8 protein-coding genes and 1 pseudogene are annotated in these 13,769 nt (G+C 44.3%); 1 reads left to right on the top strand and 8 read right to left on the bottom strand.

Annotated elements, in window-relative coordinates; translation table 11 throughout:
• Positions 1-27 precede the first annotated feature (27 nt).
• The 8 genes and pseudogenes from OCU60_RS05915 to OCU60_RS05950 form a co-directional block, all read right to left on the bottom strand.
• Positions 28-372: a hypothetical protein gene (locus OCU60_RS05915; RefSeq protein WP_074373695.1), complete on the bottom strand. Its 345-nt coding sequence runs from the start codon at positions 370-372 to the stop codon at positions 28-30.
• Positions 369-1,730: a TfuA-like protein gene (locus OCU60_RS05920; RefSeq protein WP_074373696.1), complete on the bottom strand. Its 1,362-nt coding sequence runs from the start codon at positions 1,728-1,730 to the stop codon at positions 369-371. The genes OCU60_RS05915 and OCU60_RS05920 overlap by 4 nt, the downstream gene beginning before the upstream one ends.
• Entirely contained in the window at positions 1,727-3,064 is a 1,338-nt protein-coding gene (locus OCU60_RS05925; RefSeq protein ID WP_205410508.1) for a YcaO-like family protein, read from the bottom strand. The genes OCU60_RS05920 and OCU60_RS05925 overlap by 4 nt, the downstream gene beginning before the upstream one ends.
• Complete coding sequence (locus tag OCU60_RS05930) at positions 3,031-3,948, bottom strand: hypothetical protein (protein ID WP_139302128.1); 918 nt, start codon at positions 3,946-3,948, stop codon at positions 3,031-3,033. The genes OCU60_RS05925 and OCU60_RS05930 overlap by 34 nt, the downstream gene beginning before the upstream one ends.
• Before the next feature lie 12 nt (positions 3,949-3,960).
• On the bottom strand, positions 3,961-8,112 hold the full coding sequence (locus OCU60_RS05935; RefSeq protein ID WP_074373699.1) for a protein kinase domain-containing protein: 4,152 nt from the start codon (positions 8,110-8,112) through the stop codon (positions 3,961-3,963).
• A 202-nt stretch (positions 8,113-8,314) separates the two neighbouring features.
• Positions 8,315-8,494, bottom strand: a pseudogene (locus OCU60_RS05940) (IS3 family transposase); the annotation flags it as partial.
• A gap of 197 nt (positions 8,495-8,691) precedes the next feature.
• Complete coding sequence (locus tag OCU60_RS05945) at positions 8,692-9,585, bottom strand: alpha/beta hydrolase family protein (RefSeq protein ID WP_083602694.1); 894 nt, start codon at positions 9,583-9,585, stop codon at positions 8,692-8,694.
• A 321-nt stretch (positions 9,586-9,906) separates the two neighbouring features.
• Entirely contained in the window at positions 9,907-12,765 is a 2,859-nt protein-coding gene (locus OCU60_RS05950; protein ID WP_074373700.1) for an XRE family transcriptional regulator, read from the bottom strand.
• A 329-nt stretch (positions 12,766-13,094) separates the two neighbouring features.
• On the opposite strand from OCU60_RS05950, the gene OCU60_RS05955 reads away from it, so the two are divergent.
• A complete protein-coding gene (locus tag OCU60_RS05955; RefSeq protein ID WP_139302129.1) occupies positions 13,095-13,682 on the top strand; it encodes a hypothetical protein in 588 nt (195 codons plus the stop codon).
• The last annotated feature ends 87 nt before the right edge of the window (positions 13,683-13,769 follow it).

A 13,769-nucleotide genomic window follows, 5' to 3' on the forward strand; every position in this document is an offset into this window, starting at 1 on the left:
CACTTTAGTTGTTCGTAGAGTGTGTTGCTAAAGCGTGTAGCTATATGCGTAACTGAGTGTCTCTTCGAGGGTCAGCGCATCTAACTCATCCAACAGATTCTGGTACTCGGGACTTTTCCGGATGAGCTGCTCAAAGGCGCTTTCAAGTTCGCTGTTCAGTTGCTCTATAGTTAGTGCCGCTGTATTCCACTGGTTCTGTATTTTCAGCGTTGGGCATTGTTCCTCCGAAATAAACCAAACTGATGTCAGCGTCCAGCCAGTCTGATTAGCAAGTGGGGGAAAAATACATTTTGCGAGTTCTCGGAATTGGTGCTCCTTATCTCGGCTAATTTCTAGTGATGCGATAATGTTCAATGGTTGTTGGGAAGTCATCCTTGTTCTCCTGATTGCATTTGGTATTGAAAGTCTTGTACTACGGCGCTTTTTAGTTCGTCCAGAGAGTGAAAGCCAAGTATTTGCCATACATCGTTAGGGTTTTGTGTTGGGCTATCTGGATGTTTAACGGCGAAAAACCACTCCCAGAGTTGTTGCTCATTTATGGTTAGGTCTTGTATAGCCAGCGTTGGCGCCTGTCGCTTAAAAGCGATCCGTGCCTGATAGTCAGCGTAGCGGTTGTTCAGTTTCAGAATATCCAGTATATCGCCTTCTAATTGTGGGTCGATGCTTTCCAGCCAGGCCAAAAGTGATTGTTCGTTGACGAGAAGGTCAAAATTGCACTCGTCGATACCTTGTGAGGCTAGCCATGTGGCGAGGCGATCAAAATTCAGTGTTTGATCAATATAGGCAAATTGACGAAACGCTAGTTCAATCAGTGCGTTCTGTTGTTGGCTGCCAGTTAGCACGGGACGGTGTGACGAGGCCGTCCTCAAGGCTGATTTTCGACATAAAGCTTGCTGCTTAAGATCAAGAAAGCACCCATCAAGTTTGAGTTCGCGCACCAGTTCTTCCGGCGAGAGTGAGTGATCCGAGAGCTTTTTCTGGTAATCCAGGTGGGAGGTGAGCCTTTCCCATGTGTCTGTCCTTGCGAAGTGGTGGACTGGTTTGTTGTTGATAGCATCCTGTTTGCCATTAAAACCAGGGCTTGTATCAGTAAGTCCATTGAGGTGTTCAAGCAGCGCTACCGCATCCTGTTTTTTGATATTAACAGTATGCTGTTCGATAAAGATTTGAAGCAACAGCGACTTTTCTTCACTGAGTAGCGCGGTGGCCTGCTGCTTTAGTTGCTGATATGTCCGTTGGGGGTAATGGTGCTGCTTTAGCACCTCTGTCAACCTCGCTTCTTCATGAGGGGTGATAATCTGGTTCTGGGTAGCGGCGGCAAGTGTAGCCCGGATGTTGACCATTGGAACTGAGATCGCCGGATAGCCAAGTTCTGCTGGACCATGAACCAGTGCGACCTCATCATCATCCTCCAGTTCACCGGAGTGAAAGCGCTTGAATACTTCACCAAAGCCTTCCATTCCTAAGCTTGCAAGTTCTGCGGCCCTGAGAGCCCCCATACTTGCGCAGCCGTAGACGTTGATTCCAAGAGACAGGGCGTAGAGAATCTCTTTGTGCCATACCGCAGGCACGCTCTCGAAGTAGCCATCAATTAGAACGATGACCTTGGGCTTGTCGTGAGTGGCGAGATAGATATCTCCCTGTTTGGCCGGAGGCCGACAATCCGCATCAAGTAGGCGGTGTACCTCTTGTGCGGTGATCGTGGGGCCGCTGAATAGAATAATGCTCATAGCCACTCTTCCTTACGTGTCAGTGACGCTATTAGCGATGTCGCTCGTTGTCCGGGAATGTATCCTGTGGTTTCATCAATGCCTTCCAGCCCTGGTACAACGACTCTGGCAACGGGTATTTTATATTGGTTTTTTTCGAGGTTAACGACACCGACCTGAGTGATCCCAACTTGCCTCAACTTGCCTAGGACAAGCTTTATGTCATCGTCAAAACGTTGGTGGCTCCAAGAGGGGATATCGGCAAAGTTCCTCAGGGGCCCTGCATAACTTTCAGCAGAACGGACAGCAGTGCTTTCTTCACCACGTGAATGATAATCGTTCGCTTTAATGTCATCTCTAGAGCCGGAAATGAGGGTGAGGCGGGTTTGGGCTGCTTCAGTCAGTGCTCGCAAAAGAGCAATAGATTTACAAGGATGGGTGCCGGAGCCAAAAGCAGGATAGCGGGGGCTAGTGGTCGCGTTTTCTGAAATAATGCGACAGAAAAAACTCGGCAACTCAATGTCAGAAGTAATATCCCAAACTTGGATATAAACCCCCGCCTCTCGGTATTTGGCAAGGATGCTAAGGCAGTCTGAGTCGTCGATGGTGTCGAGGTTCAGCTGGCGAGCAATAGGACTATCGGCATATTTTTGTTCGAGCCTCCACAGTGTCAGCGCATCGCGCTCTATGACTTCGCAAAGCCCGTGTACGATTGCTTCGTCGAGCGTGTTTCCAGATGCCAGCCCATTTGAGCTCATGATAAATGCGCCGCTGCCGGTAGGAAGTGGCAGGGTATAGTTGCAGTGGACCACCTCATAAGGGATATGGATGGCTTGCTGAGTGAACAGTTCCTCTCCTTCTATCCAGAGCAGTTGGTTGTGGCTGGAAAAATGGCTAAAAGACAGCTTTGGTAACCTATCCACATCTATTACATGATGGTTTTCTGAAAGCTGAGCAAGATTTGATAACCTGAGCGGCAGGTCGATATTTTCTGCATGGTAGGTTTCAATCGCTTCCATAGCGCCTGATACCTTGGCGGAAATAACATCCAGCCCCTTTCCCTGAGCGACAGAAATAGCACATGATTCAGGGCGGCACACAGTAACAACAGGAATGCCAATGTTATCGAGGCCGGTAATATTGGCGATGCGCGTTATTCCCATGCTGGACAGCCAGGGTGATATGTTGTTGAACGTGGACTGTGGGGAGCACGAGCGATGTGTTCCCTTTTGGTGTGCTTTGCAGGCCATCGCTTGTCCTTTTGGTTTGAGGGAAGGAGTCACGCAACAGGCGTGACTCCTGGGTAAATTGCTTTCTCTCATTAAAGGAAGCTTTGCAGATTCGCTACCATACATACGGTACCGACAAGTCGGCTATCAGTTTGTACATCCTTGGGGTTTAATGCGCCAGCCTGGACACCGGCATTGCGGTAGTATCGAGCCAGTGACTGGGCGGTGAGGGTGTTGCTCTCGTTTTTGATCTTTCCCAAATGTGAAATGAGATCACTAATGTCAACAAAGGTGTGGCTGTGTACCTGGTTTTTAAGCTCAGTAATAGTCTGCTGTAGTTCATCCAGGTCGATGTCAGCACCTTTTTCAAAATCAAGTACTGGTAGCTGATTAATATCTTCTGCGCCTAGGTAGTGGATGTGATAGGGATAAAAATCGTTAGTGTCTTTGACCTGAAGCGGATTGAGATAAGAGACGATATAAAGATTTTCAGGTACGGGTTCTTTAAGCTGGTGGGTAGAGCAAGGGGGAATGTTGCTATTGACTTGCCTGTCGGGATCTCGGGTGAGTTTGCGAATGGGCGTATCCTTCTTTTCCAAAAGAGGGGGGTTGGCATTGAGTGGGGCACGTAGCCGGTTGAGTTGTAAAACGCGTAAATCGAGCAGATAACCAGGCTTAAGTTCGCAAGGATCGACATTCTCTGGGTAGCAGGCATTGTCTAGGTTCCATGGGATGACCTTGGTTAATATCGGGCCCATAAGGTTCATGGGCTGTAACCGGTCTATGCTTTTTTGGGGAGAGAAAAAGAAATGGTGGTCAGACTCGCTATAACACCATTCGATCAGCCTTGCGTTTTGCCCAGTATAATCCTCATAGTTAATGAGTGTCGCTTGTGTTCCATCTTCCCGGATTAGGTAGATATCTTGCGAGCGGAGAGTCAGCCGCCCATCTTCATCAATATATGGGGTCAGATCTTTCTGAAGCTCATCAGGTGATAAATCGTTCATCATATGTCCTTTTACTTATAAATAGCCTAACGCTTTCGCGTGTTCCAATGCCTTGACTACTGACTTCCGGCAACTCAGTTTTTCATGAATATCGCTGTTACAAATACTGCTTTTACAAATATCGCCTTCCCGATAAGTCGCTTCCTTGAGCGAAGTAACGATTGAAGCTGGAAGCGCGTGCTGACTGGAATCCAGCAAGGTTTCTATTACTTCGAACAATCGCTGACTCACTGCATCTGGAGAGGAGAAACCTGTAGCACCGGCAAGAAGAGCTAGCTCAATAAGCAGTCCTAGCCATTGCAAAGGAAATGGAAACTCCTTCGACAGTGCTTTCCATATCTGGTTGCTTTTATCGATTAGCGCCTGACAGTGTTGATAATCCCCTTTTTTATAGGCGAGCCAGGCTTTGTTGGCGCAGGCGATAGCAACGTAGTCATCCATTCCGGATTTTTCTGCGTATTCAATGGCCTGAACCAGATACTCTCCCGTTTCCTCTGTTTTTCCCAGCAAGCGATAAAGCACGGTAATGTACGCAAGACAGCGGGTTTTAAGCGTGGCATCCGCTTTTTCGTTGGCAATCTCTAGTGCGTCTATAAGGTGCTTTTCGGCTTCAGGGTACTGTTGACTGAATAAGCAGGTAAACCCCAGGCTAAATAAACAGTGGGTTTGCAGAGGGAAATTGTCGGTGTTAAGTGAGGCGAGGTAAGCATTGTTTGCAAGCGCTACCTGCTGGTGAGATAAGTCGTAACGCGTCTGTCGAAATTCAAACTGCAATTTGGCGTCGTAAAACTGTGCTTTTGACAGCGGGTCATGGAAATCATCGATATGTGGTTCGATTGCTTTTATCACGTCAAGCATCCCTTCCAGCTTATTACGCCAATAGAATACGTAAAGCTTGGCCATCTGTACAGATAGCCATGACATGTGCCAATCCGCACCGGTAACCGTACAACCTTCAAGTAGCTTTTCTGCCAGCTCATACGCCGCTAGCGCTTGTTCGTGCAGATGATGCGTTTCGAGCGACTTGCCGTACTTGACGTATAAACTGGCACCAGTTAGTACCTCTTCAGTTGTGCTTTCCCCACCATCTTTGTTTTCGCCGGTATTGATATTTTCCTTAATGGCTGCCAGATAATGTGCCCGTGCTTCATCATGCTGTGCTAGCCTCACTAGGTTGTCTCCCAGGCCAATACGGGCGGATAATCTTTGCTGATGGATGGTGTTGTCTGGGGATTCACTTTGAGAAAGAGAGAGTGCTTTTTCAAAGTAATGGATGGCATCTTCAACGATGGAAGAGGTGGCAGACTGGTCACCGGCTTTCAGGTAATAGGGAATAGCCTGGTCGGGTGAGCTTGTCTTGGACCATTGCGCACCAATAATCGCTGGCGAATACGCATTGCTTGGTCGCCCTTGTTCCATCGCAACCGCTACTTGCCGATGAATTGTTTTCTGCGTGGTTGCGCTCTCATAGACGGCATCGCGGATCAGGGCGTGCTTGAACTGGTATTTGTTCCCATCAACGCTACGCTGCTTGAATATAATGTTGGTGCGTTGAAGCTCCTCAAGGTCGGTTTGCAACTGGCTCGCGTCTTTTTCGGACGCCTCAAGGAGGAGATTTTCGCTAAATGTTCGCCCGATAGCCGCAGCAAGCTGAGCCGTATCTTTGGCAAAAACCAGGCTGTCGAGTTTTTGTTGCAATGACTCTCGCAAGTTCTCTGGAACATGAGATTCAGGCTCAGATACGACGAAGTCGATGAGGCCATTTATTTTTTCTACCAAGCCATTTTTTTGCGCATAGCCAACCAGTTCTTCGAGGAAGAGTGGATTACCGTCGCTGCGCAGAGTGAATAACTGTTCAACTCTTTCGCTCACCGGTTGATTGTCAAAGAGGTGCTGTATCAGCTCTCGGCAGTGACTATCAGGGAGGGATGAAAGTGTCGTCTCAAGATAGTCATCGCGGCTTGGCTTCACAGGTAGCGGTGATCTTGATGTACTTAACCAGATGGGATTGTTTGCTGAGTAAGTCGGGGTCTCAACAAAATAGCGGATAAAGTCAAGGGTTGTGGGATCGGCCCAATGGAGATCTTCACAAACAATCAGGCATGATATCCGGCCTGTTTCGCTTTCTGCATCGTTAGCTATCAGGCACAGGAGGTGAGCGAGGGACTGAAAAAGCAGTGCTTTTTGTTGTTTGAGGGAGATACCTGCAATCAGCTGCTGATATTCTTCCTCATCTTGCATGCTAAGCATTGCATAGGGTTGCAGCCATGCCCAGAGAATTGCAGAGCATCTTTCACGTTCAATAGAAGGTAATGGCAGCTTACTCAAAATGTGGGAAAGGCGTTGATCTGCCAGCTTTTCATTAAGCTGGTACAAAGTAGAAATCAAATTAAGCAACGGATACAAAGCGCTGGTTTGATATTCAGGTAGACACTGTAATGTAAACAGGTTTGTGTTCTTCGTTTCTTCCTTAAGTGCTAACAGAAGCCGAGACTTACCAATACCAGCTTCCCCATGAATATGAAAAAGTCGATAAGGGCAACTAGGGCGATCCAAAATCAAGAGTTCATCAAGAATTTGCTGTCGACCAAATATCTCTCCATACGTTTTTACATTGCGTAAGAAACCAAAAGCTTCAGATAATCGTTCCCCTTTGAGCAGATAATACTGCGGTGAAGAAGAATGGTTACTCTCTGCCTTCGGTTCAAACAGAAGCTGGTTGCTGAGCACATCCTTGAATTGGGCAGAACAGGCTATCTCATTCTTTTTTGCTTCTCTTGCCAGAAACATCGCATTGTTGGTAACGCGGCCTTCTGGAATAGCACCGTCAATACTCCGCATCGTTCCCGTTGTTATGCCGATTTTGAGTTCCAGTGAAATGTTGTGCCGTTCCAGCAATTGTTCCCGTTTATTGTGTAGGTTATTCCAAATGTCGAATGCTGCTCTCGCACAGAGCCTGCTGTCGTTGTCACTGGCGGTGGGATAACCAAAATAGAACAGATTGGTGTCACCGACAGAACCTACGTGTGTTGCGCCATAGCGGAGAGCAATATCGACACATTGATGATTTTGATCGGAGAGCAGCATCTCTGCGATGTCCTGATTTTCAGAGGCAGAATCAACCAAGGACGTTCGCTGCTGGGAAATAATGATACAAAGAACCGAAATCTGCCTTCGCTCTGTAAACCGCGAGTAGGTTGAAGAAACCGTATTTTCCTGTGTTAGCGACTCTTGGGGCCGCTGTTCGTTTCCAGAAGTGGCAGGGGGTGGGGAGGGCGGTACTAAGTCAGAGAAGTTGATTCTCCTGAAGTCTCGGTATAGTTCAACGGTATTACCAGGGCGTTCTAGCGGTTTTTTGTGGAGAATTCGTCGAAAGAAAGGTGCAGAATGATGCCCTGCCAATAGGCCGAGAGGAATATTGGCAGCGCTAAGTTGATGATAAAAAACTGAAGCAGCGCTACTCCCCTTGATGGTCGCCGTTCCGGTCAGGCATTCCATGAAAACCAGGCCCCAGACATATATATCGGTTTGAGGTAAAGAAGGCTCTCCTCTAAGTTGCTCTGGAGCGCTATATTTGGGAGTGCCAAGGGTTTCATGACTTAAGGTGAGAGTTTGAAACTCCTTATGGTTTGCTTCACTCTTTATTGTGCTAATGCCAAAGTCGAGTATTTTGACATGTTTCTTGGCACCGACGTCAAATAGCATAATATTAGCAGGTTTGATGTCTCGGTGGATGATACCCTGCTCATGGGCGTGTGCGAGCGCATCGAGAACACAGGCCATTATTTCGGCAGCCTCAGGAGGCGGGAGAGGTCCCTGACTTGCCAAGTAGTCCTTCAGTGTTATTCCGTCGATATATTCGTAAACGGCATAGAGAAGTGAATCGCCTTGTTGTCCTTTATCGACGAGGGACACGATATTGGGATGATTTAATCGCCGAACGAGATCACATTCGCGATTGAAGCGGGCAATACTCCTTTGCCTTTTTATTGTGGACTCAGCACCGGAAGGAGAAAGAAACTTAATCGCAACCACCTTTTGCGTGCTTGCTTGAACAGCTTTGTAAACCTGTCCGAAACCACCTTCTCCCACTTTTTCAATCAGTGTGTAGTTGGAGGAGACAAATGTCGTCTCTAATGTACCATTGGTTACTAGTTTAGAATTCATTCTAACACCCTGCGTCGAAAACGATGCGCAACCGACGCGCAACCAATTCATAACGCATCAATCTAGCCTTGAAATGAGTGACCGTCAATCGCGGAATATGGAGCGTTGTCTCGTAAAAATGAAAAAAAATGAAAAGAAGCAGGGAGTTTAAAAAAACTGTACTGTGATTTTGTGATCTCCATCAGCAATACTGGACACTTCATTAAGCGACATTTCGATTTTCAAAGTTAACTGGGCTTAGATACCCAAGAGTACTGTGTTTTCTTGTCCGATTATAATCAATCTCTATGTATTCAAAGATGGTCTGGCGCATCTCCTCTCTCGTCATGTTCGGTTCATATTGAATCGCTTCAACTTTCATTGAGTGAAAGAAACTTTCAACATACTCTGAACACCTTAGCTGTAAACATCCCCCTAAACTAGCAGTATACCATTTTAGTTAGAGTTCTTCGATTTTCGGAGATCATTTATCAAAAACAGCAGGCACTAAAACCCGGCTTATTCAGCGCATAAAAAAGTCAGAACATATCTGCTCTGACTTTACAAAAATCGCTAATTGACCATGAGTTATATGTATCACTAATCGTAATTACAGTTATCTCGGTATTCACTCACTCTAAGACTGCTATCAAAATTTTGTCCACATAAAAATTGATTATAGCGTTTATCTTTATCAATGAAGCGCTTCATCCATGCCACGCCATTTCGCCCTAAAATATCTTCGTTAGGGTACCCTGTATTGGCACAGAAATGACTGCCTAACGCAATTTCAAAAAATGCTTTTGGCGTGGTTCCCGGGATTTTGTTATAAAATCGAGAAGCATGTACGTCCACTGGCGCGACAGCATCGGCTTGGCACGCAATGATCATGGTTGGTGAAGTAATACTAGAAAAACGGTTTAATCCAAGATACCAAGGCGCTTGAGGGATCACCGCATCAATCTTTCTGTCGGTTGCCAGTTTGAGGGCACCGCCCCCGCCCATCGACCAGCCAATGACGCCGACTCGATTTGGATCCACTAATCCATAAATCGGAGAGGTTCGATCCTTACCTTTATCAATGACATAATCGATTGCTGCACTGAGCTGACCTGCTCGATTATCAGGTTGATCATAAATCGTATTTGTATCGATCGTAATCACAGTAAAGCCCCAAGATGCCAAACGCGGTCCCCACCATTTAATACTACTTTCGTAAGAAACATAGCCCGGAATGACCGCAATGATGCCTTGCTGTCCTCCCGATTCTGTCGAGTAATGAATCGTGCCCCCACCAAATCCTCTGGCGAGTCTAGAAACATTGATGGTTTTTACCGAATAAGGTCCTCTACTGGATTCTAACTGATCAACGCGAGGAACTGGGCCTCGTTCAAATCCATTTGAACAGTCTGAACACGGTACCGCAAAACTTGGCAATGAAAAAAATATCACTATGATTCCCAATGCTAGCTTACATTTTGTTAAAACATTCATAATCACTCCATTGTGTGTTTTGAGCCTTAACAATCACATTGGCACCGTCAATAATGCGCTCTGGTGCATATGTGTTCCTTTATAAAGCTAGAGGGGTTGTTCAATTTTTCAACAACTCAATGTTGGTATGTTTAGTTTATCTGCGTTTTATTTGATATCTGTTCAGAAACAAGGATTAACTATTAATATCACTATTGATAATAATAAGGCAGATAATCAGTGTGACACGTATGGCAAGGTATAGAAGAATTAGAAACCAATGATGAAAAGGACGTCTGATGCTTTGGTGTTGAAGCGTTGATACTCGCATGGGAGTATCATTTACCTCGATTGCTTCATAAATAGATGCGCGCCTTGTTCATCAGCGATTTTCTGGGACATATTGATATAATCGGCACCATCATTATCGGCTAAACCTCCCATCAGCGCATACATAGGGGATAAGTAACAAACCTCTTTTTTTTGCAGGGCAAGTTCTATTCCCTTTTCTAAAATACGCTTCGCTTCATCAAAACAGCCAAATCTACAATAAACTTCAGCCTTAATCAGTGAATAAAGCGAGTGGGCAATCTGATCGCCACTTGATGCCAGCCAATGACTGTAACCCTCCTCAACAAGCGTTAACGACAGCTCTTCATTGGGGGCTGTGTCGACGAAAGATAATGCCCACCCTTTAAATAGTAATGCAATCCCCCGATAGAATGGAAAGTTGTTCCAATCAGCAATCTCCAGCAATTGTTCAGCAAGAATGACGATGTTGTCAAAATCTTTCAGGTGATAAGCTGACCATATTTTCCCCTGTAAAACAATTGCATAACTAAAAGGGTCATTCTGAGTCAAGGTTTCAAACTGAGGGTTTTGAAAAAATTGAACATCCTCATCACGACAAGTTAATATGGAGGATAAACCACCAAAACAGCCCGCTAAAGCCAATGGATTGATACCCACTGCCAAGTAAACATTCTGATCTTCAATATGTTGAAAATATTGGAACGACGCTTTTGCATTACGAATGGCATCCTGATGTTTAGCGAGCCAAAATTGAGAATTTGATAAGCAACTATGGGCGAGTGATTTACAGCGGTCATTTTGGGATTGCTCAGCCAAAGAAAGCATTTCATTGGCCGTATTTTCAGACAGTTCAAAGTCCATCGCCATCAGTTGCCTTACCCATAAGCCACTTAAAGAAATGCAATGGCGGAATGGGCAACCCATTTGTTTCGCAAGAACAATACACCGCTGATAAGCTGCAACAGTGCTATGACTGACCCATCCTTTCGTCTGCCTTTCTATGATTGCCTGAAGTAGGTAAATCTCAAACAACAAATCTAATTGCTGTTCAGTTGCTGGTTGGCGCTTGTAGCATTCAAGCGCAGTATGAAGGTCTTTTTTAGCAGCGGCATATTCCCCTTTCTCAATGTATTGCCTTCCCACCATAAGCAATGCTTGAGCGACTTTTTGCCAAGCTTCAGCCTTCGTATAGTAATCAATCATTTGTCTTTGTGTTTCTTGTGTCGGTTTTGACGCACCAGACGCCAAATAATTAGCCATGCAAAGGTAAACTTTTCGCTTCTCTTGGTGGCTGATTTTCTGTTGGAGCACGTGCGTTAAAAAAGGATGATTTACATAAACAACCTGTTCTGGTGACAACCTGATCAATCTCATTTCGATCAGTTTGTCAATGACGCCTGATTGAGGGGTCGCTGCCGCACAAAGCTCCGTTAGCGTCAAATGATCAGTCACTAAAGCAATAAATGACATCACTCGGCTTAATTCTGCTGGAAGTGCATCAATTTTACTCTCTAAGTAAAGCGTCACTTCGAATGGGATTTTGTTGTGAGCGTATAACATCAACAGATGATAATAATGGGCAGGATTTCCTTTCGCACCATCTAAACTCAATGCCATCATATCAGAGGTAACATCGGAGGCTGGCAACTGCACCATATCGTCATATTCAAGCGGTTGTAATGTCATGTTGAACACGGGCATTCGGACGGTACTGAATGCATCTACATGTTGATTTGCAGCATTAGTCGGCAGATAAGCCGCACCGATCACTAAAGACTTACTCTCAGACTGTGTAATCATTTTAAGCAATGTGGCTAGTGTGGTTTCATCAATTAAATGGAAATTATCAAGTGACAAAAAAACTGGCCCTATCCGGCCGATGGCTTTTGCCAAGCTAATTGTGCCGGTATTGGAAAAGTCGTTATCCTTATCGGTTTGTGATTCACCGTTATCTGGCAAAAGATCTTTCAATGCGTTCAGTAACAATGCCTCGGGTGCCAGTGCGAGATGAAAATCCAGCCGAACCGTTTGCCAGCCCTGCTTTTCGGCCAAATTTGCGAGAACGTTCAGCATATGGCTTTTCCCTATCCCTTGCACGCCTTGAATCGCTAGAAGACAATGTTCATTTTTACGCATTGCGCCATCGATTACATATTGAAATAAATCTATTTCATGATGTCTTCCTTGGGTCTCCCCGAAAGAAGCTTGCCCTCCTTTTATCAGCATTTTGTAGCCAGATATGAAGGCTTGGTCACAGTAAGAAAAATATTGATCGCTGGCTTCGATTAATAAATCTGAGACCAGTATTGTGGCGTCATCAAGCTGCAAAGCAAAGTCTGACATCTCATGAATATAAGCTTCGTCAAGATGCCAATGACCTTCATCTTGGTTAGACAGAAGTTGCGTTGAAATGATTGCTGTGAAATGTTGAGTCGCTTGATGAGAAAGCCTTAAGAGAAATTGTTGAAGCGTCAAATACAATTTTTTTTCATCGTCGATACAAGGTAAGGCGACCACTAAGGTGTTACCGAAATGTTCAGTGGTCAACGGTGATAATTGGTCAATCCGAATTCGTATTTCATTTAATATTATTTTTGAATCGACTTGAACCCATAATGTTAAAGCAAGTCTTTGCTTAAATTTTTCTTTTTCTGACGCCAATGATGTTGTCTTGATTAATTCCTCAAGTGGGACAGAAAAAAACTTTGCAAGACGTGCAACGGTTCTTTTACTCAATGATTTTCCAAGTTCAGCTCGTTTGATTGTGGCAATTGATACACTGCAACCCTTCTGTTGACTGCATGCGTACTCCAACCCCTCCTGAGATAAAGCCAGTTTTTCTCTCAATAGCCTTAATTTATGACCATCAATAAAAATAGTGTCAGCCATTTTATTTACCCAGCATCATTTCCATATGATGAACTATCATAGTTCAAAGCGTTATACATTCAAGTGCATAGGTCTCATAAAATCATGATTTTCATTATGAAATAAAAAAATTGATACCAAATTATACTGACTGATTAACACATGATGCCGGTTTGATACAGAACTACTCTCAACCACGGGTTATTTTAATTATGTCGGTGCTATGAATTAAGTACATGTTTAACCGTGTTGCTGTCTGGATTTATCTATCCTCTTACACAAAATTATGGACATAGCATCTTCTAAATTTTATTCAAAATAACGATCTCAACTGGGAAATATGGAGAAAAATGATGGAAAATATGCGACTTGTAGACCAAGTAAAAGTTAAAGTAAAATGTAAACCAGAGCATAATAAAAATGCAAAAGAAATTAACGGATTCCTAAAAATTCAGCAAAATAAAGCTGGAGAAGTTGCTCAGAAAAAAATATTTGTAGCGACAGACAAAGAAGAAAATGCTACTGTTTTTTGTCGTTATACTACATTGCAACCTAAAGACACAGGCTATTATTATGTGGTGCAGGGTTCTGAAGATGATGATGGCACAGTATTATACATGGATGAAGAAACTACATCTGGTGTAGTGTACGCAAATAGAATGTCATTAAATGACGAATCTACAGCGCAAAAAACGATTCATTCCTGGAAAACTACCGAATCTAAAAAACATAATGCACAACGATTAAGCGCATTCCTAACTGGACATACTCCAGAGATGTTTGATGAAGCTCTTGCTGTTGCAAGAAAAGATCAACTGAAAATTAGTAAACAGAATGGTGAAAAAGAAATCTTTTGCAATGCAAAGAAAAACCGTGATGGGCTTACTGTTGATATTATAGAAGTTAAAGCAGATAATAAGGAATTAGAGAATGTTTAAATTAATATTTATCCATTAATTAAATAATAAAATTCTAACTATAATCTACAAAAGCAGCCTTATATTGGCTGCTTTTTTTAAAATAAT

The organism is Vibrio spartinae, from assembly GCF_024347135.1.
GTDB classification, from domain to species: Bacteria; Pseudomonadota; Gammaproteobacteria; order Enterobacterales; family Vibrionaceae; genus Vibrio; species Vibrio spartinae.

What these genes read in the sequence shown, in the direction of transcription:
- OCU60_RS05920 (WP_074373696.1), bottom strand. Translation starts at nt 1,730, where the DNA reads ATGAGCATTATTCTATTCAGCGGCCCCACGATCACCGCACAAGAGGTA.
- OCU60_RS05925 (WP_205410508.1), bottom strand. Translation starts at nt 3,064, where the DNA reads ATGTATGGTAGCGAATCTGCAAAGCTTCCTTTAATGAGAGAAAGCAAT.
- OCU60_RS05935 (WP_074373699.1), bottom strand. Translation starts at nt 8,112, where the DNA reads ATGAATTCTAAACTAGTAACCAATGGTACATTAGAGACGACATTTGTC.
- OCU60_RS05955 (WP_139302129.1), top strand. Translation starts at nt 13,095, where the DNA reads ATGATGGAAAATATGCGACTTGTAGACCAAGTAAAAGTTAAAGTAAAA.
- OCU60_RS05950 (WP_074373700.1), bottom strand. Translation starts at nt 12,765, where the DNA reads ATGGCTGACACTATTTTTATTGATGGTCATAAATTAAGGCTATTGAGA.
- OCU60_RS05915 (WP_074373695.1), bottom strand. Translation starts at nt 372, where the DNA reads ATGACTTCCCAACAACCATTGAACATTATCGCATCACTAGAAATTAGC.
- OCU60_RS05945 (WP_083602694.1), bottom strand. Translation starts at nt 9,585, where the DNA reads ATGAATGTTTTAACAAAATGTAAGCTAGCATTGGGAATCATAGTGATA.
- OCU60_RS05930 (WP_139302128.1), bottom strand. Translation starts at nt 3,948, where the DNA reads ATGATGAACGATTTATCACCTGATGAGCTTCAGAAAGATCTGACCCCA.